Source organism: Macrococcus psychrotolerans, from assembly GCF_038095555.1.
GTDB lineage: Bacteria > Bacillota > Bacilli > Staphylococcales > Staphylococcaceae > Macrococcoides > Macrococcoides psychrotolerans.
This window is the reverse complement of sequence record NZ_CP124591.1, coordinates 641,779-664,165: the sequence shown is the minus strand read 5'-3', so window position 1 is coordinate 664,165 and position 22,387 is coordinate 641,779. Positions and strand designations below refer to the sequence as shown.

Below are 22,387 nucleotides of genomic sequence, written 5' to 3'. Positions count from 1 at the left end.
CGTCACCCCACCTTTAACGTTCTATTTGTAAATCGTTCGACCTCCGGATCATGAGAGATTATAAATACAATTTTGTCATTACAATACTTTAACACTGATTCCAGAATCATCTGCTGTGAGGCTTTATCAATGTTACTTGTCACCTCATCTAAAATGACACAGTCTACCTGTTCATGGAATAGTCGTGAAATCATAATACGCTGCTTTTCTCCACCTGAGAAGTTCGTACCTTTTTCATAGATAACTTCATCTAAATTATGATGTGTTAATACTGACTGTAATACATCCAGACCGCTCATCATATCCCAGTCAATCGCACTTTCATCTTTCCCGAATGCGATATTATGCTTGATTGATATCGGTAATATGGAACTATCCTGAGAAAGATAATAAATATGTTCACGTAAATTTTGATTATTAAGTTCATTGACACTTTGTTCATTAATCATTACGCCTGAACTTGTTCTATACTTTAATAAGCTCTTCATCAATGTACTCTTCCCACTTCCTGACGTGCCTGTAACAAAGACGATATCACCTTTGTTAAATGTCTCGTCCACATGGTATTGAAAGATACGATCGCCAATTTTAACAGTTGCATCTTTAATTGTTATTTTATCAATTCCATCAATGCTTTTATGTCCTTCTTTTTCAACTACAGGCAAAATTTCATCTGTAATAAATTCATTGGACACCTGCATATCACGATATTCTAAGTTGATACTTGTAAATGCTTGTAATGATACAAAGTATATCGGTAATACGATACTCACAATAACAAGCGCACTTACTTCAGTCTGTCCTGTATAGATAAAATAAGCGAGTACAAAATACATCATATTCTGAATAAAGCTGTTTAATAACTTAATCATTAAACTCGTGCTTTGCGCGAATTTATTTACTTCTTTCATCGAATGAAATATACGATGAACAGAAGGTCTGATTAAATTTTCTATACGTTCATATGTCGCTTGTTTAATCATATCAACATTATTAAATACACCAATGATTTCTTTATACCCTGTAGATGTCTGCTGCTGCATAACCTTACTTTTTTCCATCAATTTTTTATTGATCAGTTTATATCCAAAGTAGTTGATAGGAATCAGTATAAACAATATGACTGCAAGCCATAAATTAATTTTCAGTACAATCGCAAGGCATACAAGCAAAATAATAATATTGCTCATTAAACTGGTAATGCTATTTGCGATAAACATATAGAAACTGTTTACAATCATAGCAAATCGGTCAATAAGATATGTCGGTTCTTTTTGAAGTAGATCATCATAGTTCATTTTATGCATCAGTCGATACAATTTATGCGTATGGCTTACATTAAACGAATAGGCAAAATGCTCTCTAATATACACCATGACAATTTGAATGACGTATGTTATGAACATGAAAATGATGACTAACCAAAGCGTGCTTTTATTGATATTATAATTCTCACCAAATACAGTTGTAAGCAGTAATGGTACAGATACTGTCAGCAGTGCAGTTATTAAAGTAAAAATAAAAGTAATGATTAAAAGCTTCTTATTTTCTTTAAAAAGACCGTCCACCTCACTTCACCCTTTCATAGCACTTCCCATCATCTGTTCGTTTCAAATATCCGTAATCTACCATGTACCTTCTGATTATTGCATAATCATCGTAGTATGCTTTGATTATTTCATTGATTTCTTTTTCTGAATACGTTTTAGTATGATTAAACAGAGTGACAAACCAATCGAACAATAATATTTTATCTTTTTCTTTCTTTGGAATTTGTACCAGTTTATTATTTTTGAAAAATCTTAACCTTAAATCTTCCATATAAATCTCCTTATAAAAATAAGCGACTGATTATGTTATCAGTCGCTTATTTTCAAAGTACTTCAACTATTACTTCAAATTTTGCAAACTTGAAATAACTTATGAGCATCTGCTCAAGTTGAGTTTTAAATTCCAATAGAGTGGTCTCTTCAACTTCTCCATCATGATGTAAATCTATTGAAATTCTATCATCTTGTTTTTCATGATTTTGTAATAGTCCTATACCTGTAACTAATGCATTTTTAAGTGCAATTATCTGAATAACAGACGGCACAAGTAATGGATTTGAAATAATGTCATGATTTCCAGTAATATCTACTTTCATATCCTCACTCCTAAATCAACTTACGATCATGTTCAATGATTTCTTCTTCAATTTCGATCTTTCGTTCTGTGATTTCTTCTTCAGACACTTCCTGCTCTGTAATCAGTTCGTCTTCATCATAACGAATTTCTCTGTCATCGTGATGTTCTGTCATATTATCACCTCTATCGATTTGATTTAGGGTTCATTGCATCTTTAATACCTTCACCGATGAAGTTAATACAAAGGATTGTTACTGTAATCGCAATCGCTGGTGGCATCCAGATCCATGGTTTCCCGCGCAGGATATCCCCTTCTTGCGCGTCAGATAACATATTCCCCCATGTCGGTGTAGCTTTATCGATACCGAATCCTAAGAAACTCAATCCTGCTTCTGCTACAATCTGTACTGCGAATAATAATGTTGCCTGTACGATAATAACGCTTAAGATGTTCGGGAATAGGTGTTTGAATAAAATCTTATATGTTGGTGTTCCGATTGATTTTGCGGCTAAAAAATATTCATTTTCTTTCTCCTGCATCACTTTACCACGTACGAGCCTTGCAATTCCGACCCACGACAGCGCGATTAATACTGCTGCTAAGATCATTGCTGAACCGTATGGGTTTTTAATCTTATCGCTGAATGTTGCGTTTAATACGATAGCGAATGGTAGGAACGGGAATAACATTACGAACTCAGTGAAACGCATGAGTATCGTATCTACCCATCCACCGTAGTATCCCGAGATCATTCCAATCAATATACCAATAAGGAGTAACCCTACTGTTGTTACAAGTCCAAAGATTAATGACACGCGTCCTGAGTATAATAATCGGCTTAATATATCACGTCCACCGGCATCTGTTCCTAACCAGTGCTCCGGACTCATATCACCTTTAATAAGTACTAAGTTCTGAAGATTCGGATCATATGGGGCGATAAGGGGCGATAACAATGAAATAATAAAGATTGTCAATAAAGTTATCAATGCGCCCATCGCAAGTTTATTTTTCATAAATTTTGCACGTGCAATTTGCAGAGGTGACTTGGCTACTTTTTTAGGTTTTACGTTTACTGTTTCAGTTTTTACTGTATTCATAGTCATCCTCCTAGTTACTCTTAATCCTTGGGTCAACAATGCTGTATGCGATATCTGAGATTAAGTTCGCAAGTAACCCTAAGAAAGAGAAGAATAGTAATAACGCCATCATCAGAGGATAATCTTTACCACTGATTGAATCTACGAGTAATTTTCCGATACCCGGATAAGAGAAGATTGTTTCAGTGATAACTGCCCCACCAAAGATTGACAATACATCCGCTCCAAAGAAAGTAACGATTGGAATTATCGAGTTTCTTAAGATATGTTTATTATAAATCTTTGACTTAGATAATCCTTTTGCACGTGCTGTTCTTGTATAATCCTTACGTGAATTTTCAATGATATCATTACGTAGAAACTGAACATAGCTTGCTGTAGACAGAATCCCCAATATTGTTCCTGGTAGTATTGCATGGTATAGCTTACTTAAATAATATTGTAATGAACCATCTTCAAGCCCGATTGCTACCGATCCTGAAAATGGGAACCACCCTAATTTGAATGCAAAGATATAAATTGCAAACACACCAGCTACAAATGATGGTACAGCAAGCATGAGATAATTAAAGAATTGAACCGCATAATCTATAAACGTATAAGGCTTACGTCCAGAAATGATACCTAATGGAAATGCTGCAAGATATGTAATAATTAAAGTAACCACACCTAACAGTATTGTATTCGGCATTCTTTCTTTTATTAAATCAATAACTGGTCGCTTATAACGAATAGAATCACCTAAGTCTCCCTTAATTACGTTCTTACCCCATTTCATGTATTGTACATGAATCGGATCATTTAGCCCAAGCTTTTCACGCTGTGCTTCGATGTATTCAGATTTAGCATTTTTAGGATCACCCATCCCAGTAAATGCATCTCCTGGTTGAAGCTTTGAAATTCCAAATATAACAATTGATGTTAAAAATAATAACGGAATCATTAATAGTAGACGCTTAATGATTAACTGAACCATCTATAGCACTCCCTTCCTCTAGTAAGATGCAAGAAGCATAATGTCTTTCACTTAATTGAACACTTCTCGGCTTAATCGTCTTACACTCTGCTTTTGCTACAGGACATCTTGTGTGGAACGGACATCCCGATGGTGGATCAGCAGGTGAAGGGAGATCACCTTTTAATATAATACGCTCTTTACGCTTTTCAGGATCGATCTCCGGTATTGCTGAAATGAGTGCTTTCGTATACGGATGCTGTGGATTATTGTATACTTCATCTGCTGGCCCTTGTTCTACAAGGTGCCCAAGATACATAACACCAATATAATCACTAACGTGTTTCACTACACTTAAGTCATGAGCAATAAATAAATAGCTTAGATTAAACTCTTTCTGTAAATCATCCATAATATTTAATACTTGTGATTGTACGGATACGTCCAAGGCACTAACAGGTTCATCTGCTATGATGAGTTTAGGTTTTAATGCAAGTGCACGTGCAATTCCTATCCTTTGACGCTGTCCACCAGAAAATTCATGAGCATAGCGGTAATAAGCATCTTCATTTAAACCTACACGATTGAGCAGATCCTTAACCTCATCCTCAATTTCATCCATCTTTTTTCCGTAATAATTTCTAATAGGTTCACCAACAATATCTCCAACCATCTGCATAGGATTTAGTGATGCATAGGGATCCTGAAAGACCATCTGAAATCCTTTTCGCGCTTCTCTTAATTCTTTACCTTTGAGCTGTGTAATATCTTGTCCGAGAAAGTCGATTGTCCCATCTGTTGCATCTTGCAACCTTAATATTGTACGACCTGCTGTTGACTTACCACAACCTGACTCACCGACAAGACCCATTGTCTCTCCTTCAAATATCTTGAAAGATATACCATCAACAGCTTTTACGTGACCTACTGTGCGTTTAAAGAAACCGCCTTTGATTGGATAATACTGTTTCAAATTTTTAACTTCTAATATCGTTTTTTTCTCCATTACTTCACAACCTCCTTAGCGTCAGTATATAGATGACAATATGCTACATGTCCTGTTTCAAACTCCGACGCCCTTGGTGTAGTTGTATAACAATGATCCATTGCAAATGGACATCTCTCTGCAAAACGACATCCTTCAGATCTTAATTCCGTGATGGAAGGTACGATGCCCTTAATCGTTTCAAGACGCTCTACTTCTTCATCTAATTTCGGAATCGATTTAAGTAGAAGTTGAGTATATGGATGCTTTGGGTTCTTAAATACTTCAGCAACCGTTGCCTTTTCAATTATACGTCCGGCATACATCACCGCAACAGTATCACATACTTCTGAAATTACGCCTAAATCATGAGAAATAAAGATAATTGACATATCCGTCTTTGTCTGAACATCTTTCAGTAATTCTAGAATTTGAGCTTGAACAGTTACGTCTAAAGCTGTGGTTGGTTCATCAGCAATGAGTAAGCTTGGCATACATGATATAGCAAGCGCAATCATAACACGCTGACGCATGCCACCTGATAGCTGATGGGGGTATTCATCAACAATCTTGTCGGCACGAGGGATTCCAACTTGTCTTAATAATTCTATTGCACGTTCTCGTGCTTGCTGTTTATTTAACTTTAAATGTAATTGAATCATTTCAATCAGCTGATTTCCAATTGTGAAAACTGGATTTAAGGAAGTCATCGGCTCCTGGAAGATCATCGAAATTTCTTTACCACGAAATTTGTTGATTTCTTCTTCGGTTTTCTTTTCAATATGCTCACCCTTATATATAACTTCTCCTCCAGATATTCTAGAAATTTTCTCAGGGAGTAGTTTCATAAGTGACATACTAAGCACAGATTTCCCACATCCTGATTCACCAACGATGCCCATCACTTCGCCACGATCTATACTAAATGATACGCCATCGACCGCATTGTAGAACTTACCTTTGATATCGAATCCAACCTCTAGATCATTAACCTCTATAATTCTTCTATCACTCATATTCTCCCACCTTCATTCTTTCTTTCTTAAAAAAAACCTCGATAAGGATCGAGGTTTTTTTTATTATTTCTTGTCTTCTACAGCCCATTCATAAGATGGATTTGTACCTTTAAGTGATACTTCAAAGTTTTTAACTCGATCATTAACTACCGTAGTATCTACTAATTCCGCCATAGGAATAACTGGTAATTCTTTGTTCATTAATTGTTGCCATTTCACGTATAAGTCTTTACGTTTTTCTTTATCTGTTCCAACTTTGTCAAAGTCTAATGCATCATCTAATAACTTATCAGCTTCTGGATTATTATAACGAGACTCATTCCAAAGTGCATCTGAACGATATAGTCCTGATGGGTCTGGATCAGCGCCTTGAGACCAACTTCTGAAATACACTTCCATGTCTTTATCAGCATTCTCTAAATCTGTACCAAACTTACCAAATTCAACCATTTGAACTTTTGTTTTTAAACCAACTTTTTCCCAGTAACCTTTTAAAGCTGCAGTTCGTGGTTCGAATGTCGGATTAGAACCTGCATAATGTTTCAAGTTAACTTCGAATGGTTTACCTTGAGGATCCTCACGGAAGCCATCTCCATCTTTATCTTTATATCCTGCTTCATCCAGTAATTTTTCTGCTTCTTTTGTATCATATTTATAATCTTCTAACTTATCTTTATCCGCTGCTACCCAGTGATTAGATGGAATTAAACTATTCGTTTTTTCTCCATAACCATATAAGAATGCTTTAATCCATTCATCACGATTAATTGCATGCGCCATCGCTTTACGTAATCTTACATCTTGGTACTTCGGACGTTCTTTTCCGATTTTCATCGTCTTTTTATCATAATCATTTAATACAAATCCAAGAATCATGTAGCTTGTTGAAGGTGATTCTAAAACTTTAAGTTTTTCATCTCCAGATTCTTTAACCTCTTTAGCAATTGGTGCAGTAACAGAAGCCATATCTACTTCTCCACTTTCTAATGCTTGGGTTAATGAAGTCTGTTCAATTACACGTAGGTTAACCTTATCGATTTTTGGTTCACCTTGCCAGTAGTCTTTGAACTTTTCAAATTCAACAGACTCACCGTCAACAATCTTTTTAACTTTGAAAGGTCCAATACCGATTGGATTTTTACGAACTTCTGGTGATTTCCCCATATCCTTTACTGGAATATCTTTAAAGACTTTCTCACTGATTGGAGCGCCTGTCCATAAATTTAATAAATTATTTACTTTCTTCTTATCAAAAGTGACTTCTGCTGTATAGTCATCAATTTTCTTGATACCTGATACAGTATCGGCTTTGCCATCGTGCTTTTCTTTAGCACCTTTAATATCTTCCACACCAGTATAACGAGGACCATCGTAATCTTTATCCGCTAAAGTTTCTAAAGTGAAGATCCAGTCATTGATTGTAAATTCATTACCATCTTGCCATTTAATCCCTTTTTTAACTTTGAATTCATAAGTTTTACCGTCACCTTTATCTTTCCACGAAAGAATTTTAGGCTTCATTTCTAGTTCATCGTTATAATCTACTAATCCATCATTGAAATAACTAATAACTTCTGAATCTCCCGTACTTCCTGCAAAGATAGACTGGAAGTTACCTTCTGGTGGTGCACTCAGCCCTACATTTAAAGTCCCGCCTTTAGCGTCACTTTTTTCTGTTTTACCACTTTTTGCACCTGTCTTACCTGTGTCTTCATTCTTCTTACCGCCACCACATGCAGCAAGTACTAAAACTAATGCAAGCATTAAAATACTGAAAAACTTAAACTTTCTCTTCATGTTATACCCCCCATATTTGAATTAAAGTTGGAATCTATACTTATCGTGTTAGATTTTCCATTATATGAATAAATATTATATTCATATAATGGAAAACCCAATGAATAATGTACGAATTCCGATATAAATTATTAGCTTAAATAAATTATATTGATTTCAGACAATTCTGTCAACGTTATTTTCAGAATTTTTGTTTTTTTATATTATATTGATATTTATGTTTTTATAAAAAATAGCAGCGGAATTTTCCACTGCTAAATCGTCAATTATTTTTTCTTTTCGATATAAACTTCTTTTAATGAAGTGTCAGCTCCAAATTTGTGAATTATAAAGTTTTTAACGTGAGGTTGTACTAATCGAGCAGCTCCACGTTGATAAATAGGGGCAATTACAGCTTCTTCTAATACAATATCTTCTGCTTCAACCATCGTTGTCCATCGTTTATCAATATCATCTAATAATGGACCTTTTGCATCTTGAACCTTTTGATCAAATTCTTTATTTGACCAACCTGTTTGGTTATGGCCTCCATCTGTAACATATAAGTCAACAAACGTCATTGGGTCTGGATAGTCAGGACCCCAACCAGCAAATGATAAATCATATTTCATTTTCGATTCTAATTGAAGTTTCTGTTTAAATGGTTGCTGCTTAATATTTATTTTTAATCCAGGTAAGTTGTTCTCTAATTGTTCTTTGATATACTCACCAGCAGTTTTCGACTCTTCTTGATCATAAGTTAAATATTCAAATGTAAACGAATCTTTACCTAAAGCTTTTTTAGCTTTTTCGAAATGTGCTTTAGCTTCTTCTTTATTATAAGATAATTTATTCTTTAATGAATCAGTAAAATCTTTGCCGTCTTTTTCAACAAATTCTTTAGGTGTATTTGTATCTAAAGGTTTTGAACCATTTTTAAGTAAAGTATCAACATACGCTTGTTTATCAATTGATTTTGCAATCGCTAATCTTAAGTCTTTGTTAGCCAAATCTTTATTCTCTTGATTCATGCGGATAAAAAATGTAGTTGACTGTAATTCTGTCGATAATTTAGGATCATCTTTATATTTATCAACTTGCTCCGCTGGTAATGTTACACGATCTAATTTTCCAGTATTAAATAAGTTTAATGCAGTATTTTGATCTTTAATGATTTTGTAGTTTACTTCTTTAAGTTTTACTTTATCTTTATCCCAATATTTTTTATTAGGTGTTAACTTAAATGATTTTTCAGTTTGCCAATCATTTAAAACGAAAGGACCGTTGAATAAAGTAGTTTCTTTTGTAGTACCATACTTATCACCTTGTTCTTTAACAAACTTCTCATTTTGAGGTAGGAATACTCCAAATGTTAATAATTCTTCAAAATAAGGAACATTGTCATTTAACTGAATTTCTAAAGTATTATCATCTATAGCTTTAACACCTAGTTCCTCTGGTTTCATTTTTCCAGTATTAACTTCTTGTGCATTTTTTAGATCCATCATAATGTATGAATATTCAGATGCTGTTTTAGGATCTAATGTTCTTCTCCAAGCAAAAACAAAGTCTTTTGCTGTTACAGGATCTCCATTTGACCATTTTGCGTCTTTACGTAATTTAATCGTCCATGTTTTTCCATCTTTTGACTTTTCGGGTTTTCCTTCAGCAACTGCAGGAATCGCTTTATCATTTTTATCTAATGTATAAAGTCCTTCCATTACTTGAAAGAATACATTGAATGCAACAGCGTCTGTTGCTAATGAAGAGTCAAGTGTTGGTATATCTGAACCTTCTTGTAAGTTTAATACTTGAGCATTTTTATCATCTGATTTGTTGCCTCCAGAACAAGCTGCTAAAAATCCAGATAATGTAATTATTAGTACAAGTAAATAAGAAAAACTTTTTTTCATTTATATATCCCCCCAACTTTTTTTAAATCATCTGCGCAAATATTCAGAAGATTTGTAATTAATTATATTTTAATAGTTTCAGATAATCAATACCTTTGATTATATATATCTATAATTTTTTGAATATCTCTTTAACTTTGATTATTAAAGAAATATCAAAATCATCTTCCTTATTAATATTTCTCTATAATTTGTAATTTTTCTTATATTTTTCAAGTTCTTCAATAGAACAATAAACATAATGATCGGGGGCGACTTCACGCAATTCAAGCTTATCTTCTGGAGAATATGCATGAACTTCCGGATTGTATGTTCTTCTGACTCTTGTTCTCTCTGACTCGGGATCTGGTAATGGAATTGCCGACAATAACGATTTAGTATATTCATGCATAGGATTATTGTAAAGTGAATCAGCTGGACCTACTTCAACAAGCTTGCCAAAATACATAACACCAATTCGATCTGAAATATATTTAACCATGGATAAATCATGGGCAATAAACAGAAAAGTGATGCCACGTTCTCGTTGTAGTTTCTGCATTAAATTTACAACTTGTGCTTGGATTGAAACATCAAGAGCTGAAATAGGTTCATCTGCGATAATAAATTCAGGTTCTACTGCTAGTGCACGGGCAATGCCTATACGTTGTCTTTGACCACCTGAAAACTCATGTGGATAACGGTTCGCATGTTCTTTGTTTAATCCTACTGTTTCTAATAATTCATACACACGATCAGCACGTTCTTCTTTATTTTTAGCCAATTTATGGATATCTATTCCTTCTGCAATTATATCCATTACTTTTAATCTTGGATTTAAGGATGCATAAGGATCCTGAAATATCATTTGCATACGACGATTAAATTTTAATAAGTCTTTCTTTTTCTTAATTGATTGAATATCAATTCCATCAAAAATTACTTCGCCGCCTGTTGCATTATATAACTTAATTAAAGTACGTCCTGTAGTTGATTTACCACATCCAGACTCTCCTACAAGACCTAAAGTTTCACCTTTATAAATATCAAACGAAATATCATCAATTGCACGTACTTCATTAGGTTTACCAACATTGAAATATTGTTTCAAATTCTTAACTTCAATAAGTTTTTCTTTTCCATCACCATATAATCCTTGTGACGTTATTTGTTTTGGTAAATTTTTTTTGTTCTCATCCATATGTTCTTTAAAGTGTACATTCTCATTTGTTGAATGATTATGAATTATTTTACTCACCATTAAAAGCTAACCCCCTCAACGCGAATAGGTTTATCAAAATCACTTGATATTGGACGCATCATTTGTTTTACCATTTCAGGTGGTTCAACTTTAGGTGCATTCGGATCCATTAACCATGATTTCACAAAATGTGTTTCAGACACTTGATACCATGGTGCCTCTTGTTCAAAGTCAATTTGAAGTGCGTATTCTGAACGTCGAGCAAATGCATCACCAATAGGTGGTTTAATTAAATCAGGTGGTGTACCTGGTATCGCTTTTAGCTCTGTTTCACCATCAGTATCTAAACTCGGCATTGATGACAATAATCCCCATGTATATGGATGTTTTGGATTATAGAAAACTTCATCAACAGTTCCTGTTTCAACAATTTGCCCTCCATACATTACTGCCACACGATCAGCTACGTTAGCGACTACTCCTAAATCATGTGTAATAAATATTATTGATGTATCAATTTTCTTTTGTAAGTCTTTCATTAATTCAAGAATTTGTGCTTGAATTGTAACATCTAAAGCAGTGGTAGGTTCATCTGCAATTAATATTTTAGGATCACATGCTAATGCTGTTGCAATTACTATACGTTGACGTTGCCCACCAGAGAACTGATGTGGATAATTGTTAAATCTACCTTCAGGGTTAGGTAAACCAACAAGTCTTAATATATCTAAAGCTCTTGATTTCGCATCAACTCTAGATAATTTCTGATGTTTAATCAATGGCTCCATCACTTGTTTACCAATCTTCATTGTTGGATTTAAACTTGTCATAGGATCCTGGAAAATCATAGAAATATCTTTTCCGCGCACCTTTTGCATTTCTTTTTCACTCAATTTCGTTAAATCTTTTCCGTCAAATAAAATTTGACCTTCTTTAATACGACTTGGAGGTGTCGGTAATAATCTCATCAATGCTTTTGTAGTAACCGATTTCCCTGAACCCGACTCTCCTACAATTGCAAGTGTTTCCGCTTTATCCAGATAAAAATCAACACCACGTACTGCTTGAACTTCCCCCGCCTTAATATCGAAGGAAACTTTTAAATTCTTAACTTCTAAAATTCTTTCTGCCATTTTCATTTCCTCCTTTATTTACGCATTTTTGGATCAAAAGCATCGCGAACACCATCACCAAATAAGTAAAAACATAAGATTAGTAAACTAAGTATCATTGAAGGTACAAACATTTGATACGGCTCAATTAATAACATTTTTCGTCCATCGTTTACAAGTGATCCCAATGAAGCATTCGGAGCTGGAATACCTAACCCTATGAAACTTAAGAATGCTTCAAAAAATATAGCACTCGGAACAGAGAACATAGCTGTTACAATAATTGGGCCTAAAGTATTAGGTAATATATGTTTAAAAATTAGACTCGAATTTGAAGCACCGAGTGTTCTAGATGCCATAACAAACTCTTGATTTTTAAGCTTCAAAAATTGGCCTCGGACAATTCGACTCATACCTATCCATCCTGTCAGACTCATTGCTAATACAATTGTTAACATACTCGCATCAAAGATAATTACAAATAAAATCATAATAATTAAGTTTGGAATAGATGCAATAATTTCAATAATACGTTGCATAAAAGTATCAGTTGCACCACCAAAAAATCCAGAAACAGACCCGTAAGTAATTCCTATCACTACATCTAACAATGCTGCAATTATACCTATTAATAGAGAGACTTGTGTTCCCTTCCACACTCGAGTAAAAATATCTCTTCCTAACCTATCTGTTCCAAACCAATAACTGTCTTTTATATTATTTTCTTCGTATTTGTTATACCCATCCTTATCTTCACCTGTAAAAGGTAAGAATTTAACATCTTTTAAGATTTCAATTCTGGGCGCAAGATTTTCATGACCTTTATGTTGTTCTCTATATGTATGTCCACTAATCAACGGACCTATAAGTGCCATTAATGTTAACAAAACTAACCCTATCAAACCTAAGACAGCGCCTTTGTTTGCTTTTAGCTGAAGCCATGCATCCTGCCAAAATGTTCTTGATTCTCTTTCAATTTTTTCATCGTTAATTTCATTTTTATCAGCAAGTATAAATGAGCCAGGATGTATTTGTAATGATTGGTTTAAATCGCCATGATTAATATATTTTTCATTATATTCTTGAGTCATTAATCTTTTCCTCCTTGAACTCGAATTCGCGGGTCAATTATTCCATATAGAATATCAACAATGAATAACACTGTAATGAATAAAAAGCTAAACAAAATAGTTAATGCCATAATTACAGGATAATCATTTTGTTGTATAGACCTAACGAACTGATCTCCAATTCCGGGAATTGCAAAAATTGTTTCAATGGTTAATGCACCTGTTAATATACCTACAGTCATTGGTCCGATCAAAGTAATAATTGGAATTAATGCATTTCTCAATGCATGACCAAATAATACTTTGATTGTTGAATTTCCTTTTGCTTTAGCTAAAGTTATATAATCAGAACTTAACACTTCAATCATTTCTGAACGAATATAACGTGCAATCGTTGCAATTACTCCTGCAGAAAGTGCTAAAGAAGGCAATACTGCATATTTTAGACCATCAAATTCTGCAACAGGAAAAATTGGATTTCTTACAGCAAAAAAGTACTGAAGTAAAACTGCTAGTACAAATGAAGGTACAGATATAGCTACTACTGAAAAGAGAGTTGCTAAATAATCAATCCAAGTATTTTGTTTAACTGCTGCAATAATACCTAGTATGATACCTATTGTTACACCAATTAACATAGCATAAGCACCTATTTCCGCTGATGGTCCCAATCTCGGTATTATTAAATCTAATACTTCTTTCCCATCATATTGGAAACTATTTCCAAAATCACCTGTTGCAACATTTTTAATGTAGTTACCATACTGTACTGGTAATGGGTCATTTAACCCGTATTTTTCTTTTACAATTTGCTTTTGTTCAGCAGATAATTTCTCATCGTTAAAAGGTGACCCTGGCATTAACTTCATAAGAAAGAAAGTTGCTGTAGCGACAATAAATAACGTAATTACCATGTAGAATAATCTTTTTAAAGCATACTTAAACATGAAAAAGCCTCCCATTCCTCCATAAAATACTTCTTTCAAACAGTTACAACATATTTTTAATTGTTTTTCTATATTTGTAGTACAATTATTATTTAAATTTTAAAAGTAACTAAATTTTCAGAAGATTAATTATATTATAAAACTTATGTATACAAAATATCAATATCTATTTTAAGATTTTTAATAATTATCTGGCTTTAAACAACATAATATAATGAGATAAACAAATGTTCATCGCGTTATCTCATATTTAAGTATATTTTTTTATAATAATATATAGTTATAATTATTTAGATATATTTATTTTTTTAATATAATAGATTTAATATAGAGGAGGACAATATATGGAAAAGTTTATTTATATAATTTTGACTGAATTATTTTTTATTTTATTATTAACTTTTATATTTCATTTTTCATTTATTAATGCTTTATTCATCATAGGTATGACAGGCTTGTGTGCTGGTTTACTTCTCTTGATTTATTCCGGTGGTGCCTTTAGTATTATCGGCTTTTCATTTCGAAGATTCCATTATATAATGGCCCCTAAAAGTGTGAAATCTACTATGGACGAGAGTAGTGATTCACATAAATCACTTACAATCAGAAGTGAAAAATATCCAATTACATCACCATTAATTATTGTATCTACGTTGTTACTAACGTTAAGCATTCTATTATTAATATTATAAAAGCGTATGCAGCAATTGCTGCATACGCTTTTATTAATATTTCTTCAACACTAGTACTGCATTATGTCCACCGAATCCAAGGCTGTTTGTCATGGCGTATTCGATATCCTTTGTCACTGCTTTCTCCGGAACATAATTTAGATCAAGTTCCGCATCAGGTGTATCTTGATGTATCGTCGGAGGAATCTGCCCTGTCTGTAATGCGAGGGCTGTAATAATCGTCTCAACAGCGCCTGTTGCGCCGAGTAGATGCCCTGTCATCGATTTAGTTGATGACACAAGTAGATCTTTCGCTGATTCACCGAATGTTGCTTTGATGGCCATCGTCTCATATAAATCGCCGATGGGTGTACTCGTACCATGGGCGTTCAAGTATCCCACATCACTCGGTGTTATTCCAGCGTCTTTCAGTGCCATGTTCATCGTACGTGTGCCACCTTCACCGTTTGGCGCGGGTGCTGTAATATGATGGGCATCACCGTTATTCCCGTAGCCCACGACTTCCGCATAAATATGTGCTCCACGTGCTAATGCGTGCTCGAGTTCTTCCAGGACAACGACACCTGCGCCTTCACCCATAATGAAACCATCGCGTCCTTCCTGGAATGGTCTGCATGCTGTATGTGGATCATCGTTCGTACTTAATGCTTTATTCGCACTGAATCCTGCTAAGCTCATACGTGTAATCGGTGCTTCAGCACCTCCTGAAAACATTACATCTGCGTCGCCATACTGTATAATACGCATGGCATCACCGATAGAGTTTGTTCCTGTGGCACATGCTGTCACTGTACAGCCATTCGGCCCTTTAGCACCGAGTGCAATTGATACTTGCCCTGCTGCCATGTCAGGTATCAGCATCGGTACGAAGAATGGACTTACACGTCTAGGTCCCTTTTCTGTCATCGCAGTATGTGCAAGCTCAAATGTCTCCATCCCACCAATTCCAGAACCAATCCAGACACCAACACGATCGCTGTTGTCATCATCAATCTGCAGCTTAGAATCTTTAAGCGCTTCATTTGCTGCGACAACCGCATATTGTGTAAAGCGATCCATTCTACGGGCTTCTTTCTTATCTATATAGTCTTCAACATTGAAGTCTTTCAGTTCTCCAGCCACTTTCACATTCATATCACTCGTATCAATACGCGTAATCGTATCGATACCATTGACACCGTTTAATGCATTGTTAAATGTTGTCTGTACATCGTTACCGATAGGTGTCAAAGCACCCATACCTGTTATTACAACTCTTCTCATCTTTTTTCCTCCTGTCCCCATATCAATGCGATTGCGCCGAATGTCAGTCCACCACCAAATCCGGTTAATATGAGTTGATCTCCATTTTTTATTTTACCGTTTTGACATTCATATGCAATAGATAATGGAATACTTGCCGCTGAAGTATTACCATACTTGTCGAGCGTTGTACTCACTTGTGAAGCGGAGAGTCCGAGGCGTTCTCTCGCTGATTCAATGATTCTCGTGTTCGCCTGATGTGGAATCAGCATATCAATATCCTGTGCATGAAGTCCTGCCTTATCCATAACAAGTTGTGACTGTTCTTCAAGAATACGCACCGCAAACTTAAATACTTCACGCCCATTCATCTTTAGGTACCCGGATGCTTTATCATCATAGAGATGAAATGCACCGCTACCGTCACTTCCCCAGCTATAAGCCTGAATACCATAATTATCACTGACCTGACTGACAATCACTGCACCTGCACCATCACCAAAGAGCACTGCAGTATTACGGTCCTCCATATTGGTAATTTTCGAAAGTTTATCTGCACCTACAACAAGAATATTACGGTAATTTCCTGATAAGATGAACTGCTGTGCCGTTATAAGGGAATAGATAAATCCCGTACATGCTGCAAGCTGATCCATTGCCGGCACTTTGCTCAATTTTAAACGATGCTGCAGCTGACAGGCCACCGACGGAAAGTGATGGTCTCCTGTTGATGTTGCAACAAGAATCAGATCAATGTCTTCCGGTTTAATCGCTGCATTTTCAATCGCCTGCAGCGCAGCATAATATGCCATATCACTGACATCCATGTCTTGATCTGCAAACCTTCTTTCCTTGATGCCTGTACGCGATACAATCCATTCATCTGTTGTTTCGAGATAGTTTTCAAAATAATGATTATCTATAATCGTTTCAGGTACATATGTTCCAATCCCTATAATCCCTGCATTCATTACAGCACCCACTTATATCAAGTTTTAGTATCTGGTACTAATTTATCACATAATAAAAAACACTTCAATATAAAGAAGTGCTTTTTAGCTTGCTTTAATCAGATACGCACTCTCCTGATATGTCGGGGGTAGTTTCTTATTCGGAAGAATGCCTGTCACTTTAAATCTCTGTATATCCGATTTGAGTTTCTTAACATACACTTCATCTACAGATTTCGATATCTCAAGATCAGTGATGTTGTTATTCATTCCGTATTTTTTGGTTCCACCTTTAAGTCTCCGTTCATAGTAATCATCAGCAATATCTGAATATAATTTCGATATATTCTGCGTCGTACTACCGATAACAAAGTCCCCTAAGTAACTTTGATCAGAAATATACCCGATGGCCTTCTTATTACGTGCTTTAACAATCTCCATTACATCTCGATTTGTCCCGTCTGCTGCTGGATAGATCACATCTGCACGCTCCTTATCAATCAACCTTATTGTACATGCTTGTGCATACCCATTATATCCCCATGTCTTTATATACTTTGTTTTAATTTTAACAGATTTTTCTTCATAATGGGCGCCATCTATAAATCCATCTATCTCTGGCTGTCCTTTAAATGCCCCGACAATTCCAAGCACCTTCGTTTTAGACTCATGTGCCGCAAGCATTCCTCCGAAAAATCCCATCGCATATCCTTCTATATTTAATGAAGATACATTTTTGGCACGACTCTCCCCATTCAAAAAGACAAAATGCATCTTCGGATACTTCACTGCAGCCTGATTAAACACTGCTTCAAATTCAGAGCCTTGCCCGTATATAATATTGACATCGCGCTCAGCAAATTGACGAATCGTATCCATTACCGCCTTATCGGTCTTTAGATTCTCCTGAACAAAAAAGTTGGCGTTGTGTGTCTGGATAATATTTAATATACCCTTATATCCTTCTGTGCCCCATGTCTGGTCATGAACTGATTCTTTGGATAGATATGCGATACTTTTAATCTCCTGATGTTTCGGAATAATAGAATAAATACATAGGACAATAAGTACGCAGACCGTTGCTAAGGAGATAACTTTATAATTCATAATATTTCCTTTCTAAAATAAGGTATACTTTTTTATGCTACTCTTTTATAATAAACTATATAGAATAAAATTGGGGGAGAAATATTATGAATTATATTTTCACATTTGTGTGGGCTTTCATTCTTGTTCAAATGATTAATTTCGTTTTAATGAGTCTCGGTGGCGGACAGGATCTTAACTTACCATTTGCATCAATCATGGGCGTCATCTTTGGTATTCTTGCAATTATTATTGCACATATTATTCCGAATGAACCGATACCCCACCACGAAGAGCATTAATATTGACATAAGAAAGTACCAGATGATTCATCATCTGGTACTTTCTTTATATCGCGTTATCTGAATACGACTTCACCATCAACTCTATCTACAGTAATTTCCGTACCTTCAGCGTAATCTTCTTTTATCAGTAATTTAGCAAGTGGCGTCTCAATTTCCTTCTGAACGAAACGTTTCAGTGGTCGTGCACCAAACTGTGGTTCATACGCTGTATCAGCAATCCATGTTTTCACTGCGTCTGTTAAATGGACGCGTACACCGTTACTAATTAATCTCATGTTCAGCTGGTTAACGATTTTATCGACGATAAATGTCATATCGTTTCTGGATAATGGTTTAAACATAATGATATCATCCATACGGTTCAGTATCTCAGGCTTAAAGTACTGATGAAGTGCAGCTGTAACATTGTTTCTGGCATCTTCCGTTATTTCACCATTGTCGATGCCATCTAACAGATATTGAGATCCAATGTTACTTGTCATAATGACGATCGTATTCTTAAAGTCAACATTGCGTCCACGTGAATCTGTTAATCGACCTTCATCAAGTAATTGAAGCAGCACGTTAAATACATCACTATGCGCCTTTTCAATCTCATCGAGTAACAGAACTGTATATGGATTTCTGCGCACTGCTTCAGTCAGCTGACCACCTTCCTCATGCCCTACATAACCAGGAGGTGCACCGATTAATCTGCTCACAGAGTGTTTCTCCATATATTCACTCATATCGATTCTTACCATATGTTTCTCTGAATCAAACAATGTGCTTGCTAATGCTTTCGCAAGTTCAGTCTTACCGACACCGGTTGGTCCTAAGAATAAGAAACTACCAATCGGACGGTTCGGATCTTTTATCCCTGCGCGCGCGCGAATGACCGCATCAGATACTAAGTCAACTGCTTCATCTTGCCCAACGACGCGCTCATGCAGAATATCTGAAAGACGTAATAATTTATCTTTCTCTGATTCTACGAGCTTATTCACCGGTATACCTGTCCATTGTGACACAATATAACCAATTTCTTCTTCTGTCACTACTTCACGAATCAGACGGTCCGTATCTTTCGTTTCCTCGTGCAGCTGTGCTTCTAGTTCAGCAAGTTCTTTCTCTACTGCCGGAATCTTCGCATATTGCAGTTCTGATGCTTTTTCCAGGTTATAGTTGCTCTGTGCTTCTTCCAGCTGCTTACGAAAATCATCCAGTTCTGCCCGTTTAGTCTGCACAACGCTGATCTGTTCTTTTTCTTTCTCAACTTTCGCAGTTAACATCTGCTGACGTTCTTTCTCATCTGCAAGCTCTCTTTGCAGTTCATGCAGTCTTGCTTCTGATTTCGCATCACTTTCATGCTTCAATGCATTCTCTTCAATTTCTAACTGTAACACGCGGCGATTTACCGCATCAAGTTCTGTCGGGTTAGAGCCCATTTCCGTACGTATTGTTGCACAAGCCTGATCGACTAGATCAATCGCCTTATCAGGCAGAAAGCGATCTGTAATGTAACGATCTGATAATTCAGCAGCGGCAACGAGTGCATTATCCTGTATACGTACACCGTGATGTACTTCATAACGTTCCTTTAAACCACGTAGTATTGAAATCGTATCTTCTAAATCCGGCTCTTTAACATTTACTTTCTGGAAACGACGCTCAAGCGCCGAATCTTTCTCGATATACTCACGATACTCATTTAATGTTGTGGCACCGATACAATGCAGTTCACCACGCGCAAGCATCGGTTTTAACATGTTCCCTGCATCCATTGCGCCATCTGTTTTACCAGCCCCAACAAGCATGTGAATCTCATCAATAAACAATAGAATCTTACCGTCAGATTCCTTAACTTCTTTAAGTACTGCTTTTAAACGTTCCTCAAACTCACCACGGAACTTCGCACCTGCAACAAGTGCTGATAAATCAAGCTCAAAGATTGTCTTGTCTAATAGACTGTCTGGAACGTCACGCTTCACGATACGCTGTGCAAGACCTTCAACAATCGCTGTCTTACCGACACCCGGTTCACCGATTAATATCGGATTGTTCTTTGTTTTACGGCTTAATATACGAATCGTATTGCGAATCTCATCATCACGACCAATCACCGGATCCATCTTACCGTTACGCACCTCTTCAACGAGATCGCGTCCATATTTCTTCAATACTTCATACTGAACTTCTGGATTTTGTGTTGTCACATGATTTCCCCCTCTTATATTCATTATGATTTCTTTAATAACATCATTCTTATTCCCTACAAAGTTACGTGTAATTTCATGAACTTCTGTGGCAGCTAGGATAATATGTTCAGCTGACACATACTGATCCTCCATTTCTGTCATCAGTGCCTGAGCCCGACTCATCAACTCGCTCAGATTACTAGCAATATACTGGCCATACTGCACATCCCCTTCTACTCGAGGTTTCTTGTCCAGCGCTTCTTGTAATAAAGCTTTATATCCAGAGATGTCCAGATGCGCACGCTCGAACACTGTAACGAGCATACTATCAGCTGTTTCAGCAAAATGTAATAGCACATGCTCACTTTCAATGGCCTGCAATTTATCTTCTCTTGCCTTGTGCTGTGCTTGCTCTAACGCACTCTGCACATTAAATGTCATCTGTTCTATATTCATGTCATTCACCCCTGTTTGACCTTCTTTGACTATAACACTATTATAAAATGTTTTATAATAGAATACAAATATTACGGTTCGTATATAGAAGTTGAAATTTGTTATGTTATAATAAATACAAATTTGAAAAAGATCCGTAAGAAGGTGAATACAATGGTTCAATCTGCATTTCACGAAGCAACAAGTATCGTCAACTACATTATGGAAGAGGGAAAGATAGAAACATTCGATGCAAATCAATATATCTTTCAGGCAGAAGATCCTATTGATTCAATCTATATCATTAAATCAGGGAATGTTGTGATTCATCGTGTACTTGAAGATGGCAAGGAATTCAATTTAAAACTGCTGGGCAGACGTAACCTGTTCGGTGTGAACACCCTGTTCTGCGGCAATAAGAAACATGCACTCTTTGCTAAGGCGAAAACAAAGACTACTGTCTATAAAATGGATTTAGCCACATTTGAGACTGCGATTCTTAACGATGAAGTACTAAACTATGAATGGCTGCTATTTATTCAAAATGAAAATGAAAAACAAGAGTATAAGTTGCGTGACCTTTATACTCTTGGGAAAAAAGGTGCCATCTACTCTACTTTGATTCGTCTGACAAATACGTATGGCGTTGAAACAGACGCAGGCATTAAACTTAATATTGATCTGACAAACAATGAACTGGCAAACTTCGGTGGCACAACACGAGAAGGCGTTAATCGCATCATCAGCGAACTTAAACAGAATGGTATCATCGAAACAAATAACAAGAAAATTACAATTAAAGATTTAGACTATCTAAAGAATGAAATTAACTGCGAAAATTGTCCACTTAATATATGTCGCATCGAATAAGAAGAAAGGAACGAGGCTGAAAATAAATTTTCAGCCTCGTTCCTTTCTCTTTATTATTAGCTTACACCTAAAGCAATCTTAGCATAACGGCTCATCATATCTTTATTCCATACTGGATTCCATACAACGTTCACTTCTGTCTCTTTAATCTCAGGTAATTCCCCTAATGCAGTTTTCACCTGATCAATAATTTGCGGGCCCATCGGACAGCCCATAGATGTCAATGTCATTTCAACTGTGCACAGACCATCATCATCCATATCTACATTGTAAACTAATCCTAGGTTAATGATATCAATACCTAGCTCAGGGTCAATAACATTTTCGAGCGCTCCCATTATACTGTCTTTCATAGCTTCTTCCATTTGTATCACCTCAAAGTTTATTATACACTTACTATATCAGAAATTAATATACATATAAACGAAATACATTTAAAGGAGTTATT

22 protein-coding genes are annotated in these 22,387 nt (G+C 35.7%); 3 read left to right on the top strand and 19 right to left on the bottom strand.

Going from position 1 to position 22,387, the window contains the following annotated elements; translation table 11 throughout:
* Window positions 1-2: 2 nt before the first annotated feature.
* The 14 genes from QA539_RS03455 to opp3b all read right to left on the bottom strand — a co-directional run bounded on the left by QA539_RS03455 (window position 3) and on the right by opp3b (window position 14,182).
* Entirely contained in the window at window positions 3-1,568 is a 1,566-nt protein-coding gene (locus tag QA539_RS03455; protein WP_219494272.1) for an ATP-binding cassette domain-containing protein, read from the bottom strand.
* A gap of 1 nt (window position 1,569) precedes the next feature.
* Window positions 1,570-1,821 (bottom strand): DUF2087 domain-containing protein, encoded by a 252-nt coding sequence (locus QA539_RS03450; RefSeq protein WP_219494270.1) that lies wholly within the window; start codon window positions 1,819-1,821, stop codon window positions 1,570-1,572.
* Window positions 1,822-1,873: 52 nt separating this feature from the next.
* On the bottom strand, window positions 1,874-2,146 hold the full coding sequence (locus QA539_RS03445; RefSeq protein WP_219494268.1) for a hypothetical protein: 273 nt from the start codon (window positions 2,144-2,146) through the stop codon (window positions 1,874-1,876).
* Window positions 2,147-2,156: 10 nt separating this feature from the next.
* On the bottom strand, window positions 2,157-2,300 hold the full coding sequence (locus QA539_RS03440; RefSeq protein WP_157891043.1) for a hypothetical protein: 144 nt from the start codon (window positions 2,298-2,300) through the stop codon (window positions 2,157-2,159).
* A gap of 10 nt (window positions 2,301-2,310) precedes the next feature.
* Entirely contained in the window at window positions 2,311-3,228 is a 918-nt protein-coding gene (opp4C, locus tag QA539_RS03435) for an oligopeptide ABC transporter permease (RefSeq protein ID WP_413474309.1), read from the bottom strand.
* 10 nt (window positions 3,229-3,238) lie between these two features.
* Window positions 3,239-4,204, bottom strand: coding sequence for an oligopeptide ABC transporter permease (gene opp4B, locus QA539_RS03430; RefSeq protein ID WP_219494265.1), 966 nt, complete (start codon window positions 4,202-4,204; stop codon window positions 3,239-3,241).
* Window positions 4,185-5,189: an ABC transporter ATP-binding protein gene (locus tag QA539_RS03425; protein ID WP_219494263.1), complete on the bottom strand. Its 1,005-nt coding sequence runs from the start codon at window positions 5,187-5,189 to the stop codon at window positions 4,185-4,187. Before QA539_RS03425 ends, opp4B begins: the two co-directional genes overlap by 20 nt.
* Entirely contained in the window at window positions 5,189-6,184 is a 996-nt protein-coding gene (locus tag QA539_RS03420) for an ABC transporter ATP-binding protein (RefSeq protein ID WP_219494261.1), read from the bottom strand. Before QA539_RS03420 ends, QA539_RS03425 begins: the two co-directional genes overlap by 1 nt.
* Before the next feature lie 63 nt (window positions 6,185-6,247).
* On the bottom strand, window positions 6,248-7,981 hold the full coding sequence (gene opp4A, locus QA539_RS03415) for an oligopeptide ABC transporter substrate-binding protein (RefSeq protein ID WP_283721749.1): 1,734 nt from the start codon (window positions 7,979-7,981) through the stop codon (window positions 6,248-6,250).
* A gap of 266 nt (window positions 7,982-8,247) precedes the next feature.
* Entirely contained in the window at window positions 8,248-9,873 is a 1,626-nt protein-coding gene (locus QA539_RS03410; protein ID WP_219494258.1) for a peptide ABC transporter substrate-binding protein, read from the bottom strand.
* Window positions 9,874-10,057: 184 nt separating this feature from the next.
* Window positions 10,058-11,113, bottom strand: coding sequence for an ABC transporter ATP-binding protein (locus QA539_RS03405; protein ID WP_283721751.1), 1,056 nt, complete (start codon window positions 11,111-11,113; stop codon window positions 10,058-10,060).
* A complete protein-coding gene (locus QA539_RS03400; RefSeq protein WP_283721752.1) occupies window positions 11,113-12,186 on the bottom strand; it encodes an ABC transporter ATP-binding protein in 1,074 nt (357 codons plus the stop codon). The genes QA539_RS03405 and QA539_RS03400 overlap by 1 nt, the downstream gene beginning before the upstream one ends.
* A gap of 14 nt (window positions 12,187-12,200) precedes the next feature.
* Window positions 12,201-13,256 carry an oligopeptide ABC transporter permease gene (opp3C, locus tag QA539_RS03395; RefSeq protein WP_219494254.1) on the bottom strand — a complete coding sequence of 352 codons (1,056 nt, stop codon included), beginning with the start codon at window positions 13,254-13,256 and terminating at the stop codon, window positions 12,201-12,203.
* A complete protein-coding gene (gene opp3b, locus QA539_RS03390; RefSeq protein WP_219494252.1) occupies window positions 13,256-14,182 on the bottom strand; it encodes an oligopeptide ABC transporter permease in 927 nt (308 codons plus the stop codon). Before opp3b ends, opp3C begins: the two co-directional genes overlap by 1 nt.
* A 344-nt stretch (window positions 14,183-14,526) precedes the next feature.
* On the opposite strand from opp3b, the gene QA539_RS03385 reads away from it, so the two are divergent.
* The gene (locus tag QA539_RS03385; protein WP_219494250.1) at window positions 14,527-14,874 is read left to right on the top strand and encodes a DUF3899 domain-containing protein; all 348 of its coding nucleotides are present in this window, start codon (window positions 14,527-14,529) and stop codon (window positions 14,872-14,874) included.
* A gap of 33 nt (window positions 14,875-14,907) precedes the next feature.
* Here the strand turns inward: QA539_RS03385 and fabF are convergent, their stop codons facing one another.
* The 3 genes from fabF to QA539_RS03370 all read right to left on the bottom strand — a co-directional run bounded on the left by fabF (window position 14,908) and on the right by QA539_RS03370 (window position 18,173).
* Complete coding sequence (fabF, locus tag QA539_RS03380) at window positions 14,908-16,158, bottom strand: beta-ketoacyl-ACP synthase II (protein ID WP_423245802.1); 1,251 nt, start codon at window positions 16,156-16,158, stop codon at window positions 14,908-14,910.
* Window positions 16,134-17,087: a beta-ketoacyl-ACP synthase III gene (locus tag QA539_RS03375; RefSeq protein ID WP_419895440.1), complete on the bottom strand. Its 954-nt coding sequence runs from the start codon at window positions 17,085-17,087 to the stop codon at window positions 16,134-16,136. The genes fabF and QA539_RS03375 overlap by 25 nt, the downstream gene beginning before the upstream one ends.
* Before the next feature lie 84 nt (window positions 17,088-17,171).
* Entirely contained in the window at window positions 17,172-18,173 is a 1,002-nt protein-coding gene (locus tag QA539_RS03370) for a BMP family ABC transporter substrate-binding protein (RefSeq protein ID WP_419895439.1), read from the bottom strand.
* Between the two features lie 86 nt (window positions 18,174-18,259).
* On the opposite strand from QA539_RS03370, the gene QA539_RS03365 reads away from it, so the two are divergent.
* Window positions 18,260-18,454 (top strand): DUF2929 family protein, encoded by a 195-nt coding sequence (locus tag QA539_RS03365; RefSeq protein ID WP_120786550.1) that lies wholly within the window; start codon window positions 18,260-18,262, stop codon window positions 18,452-18,454.
* Window positions 18,455-18,510: 56 nt separating this feature from the next.
* On the opposite strand, the gene clpB is transcribed toward QA539_RS03365, so the two are convergent.
* On the bottom strand, window positions 18,511-21,090 hold the full coding sequence (clpB, locus tag QA539_RS03360; protein WP_419895438.1) for an ATP-dependent chaperone ClpB: 2,580 nt from the start codon (window positions 21,088-21,090) through the stop codon (window positions 18,511-18,513).
* 153 nt (window positions 21,091-21,243) lie between these two features.
* Between clpB and QA539_RS03355 the strand changes: the two genes are divergently transcribed.
* Entirely contained in the window at window positions 21,244-21,939 is a 696-nt protein-coding gene (locus QA539_RS03355; RefSeq protein ID WP_419895437.1) for a Crp/Fnr family transcriptional regulator, read from the top strand.
* Between the two features lie 56 nt (window positions 21,940-21,995).
* Here the strand turns inward: QA539_RS03355 and QA539_RS03350 are convergent, their stop codons facing one another.
* A complete protein-coding gene (locus QA539_RS03350) occupies window positions 21,996-22,304 on the bottom strand; it encodes a metal-sulfur cluster assembly factor (RefSeq protein WP_219494239.1) in 309 nt (102 codons plus the stop codon).
* Between the last annotated feature and the right edge of the window lie 83 nt (window positions 22,305-22,387).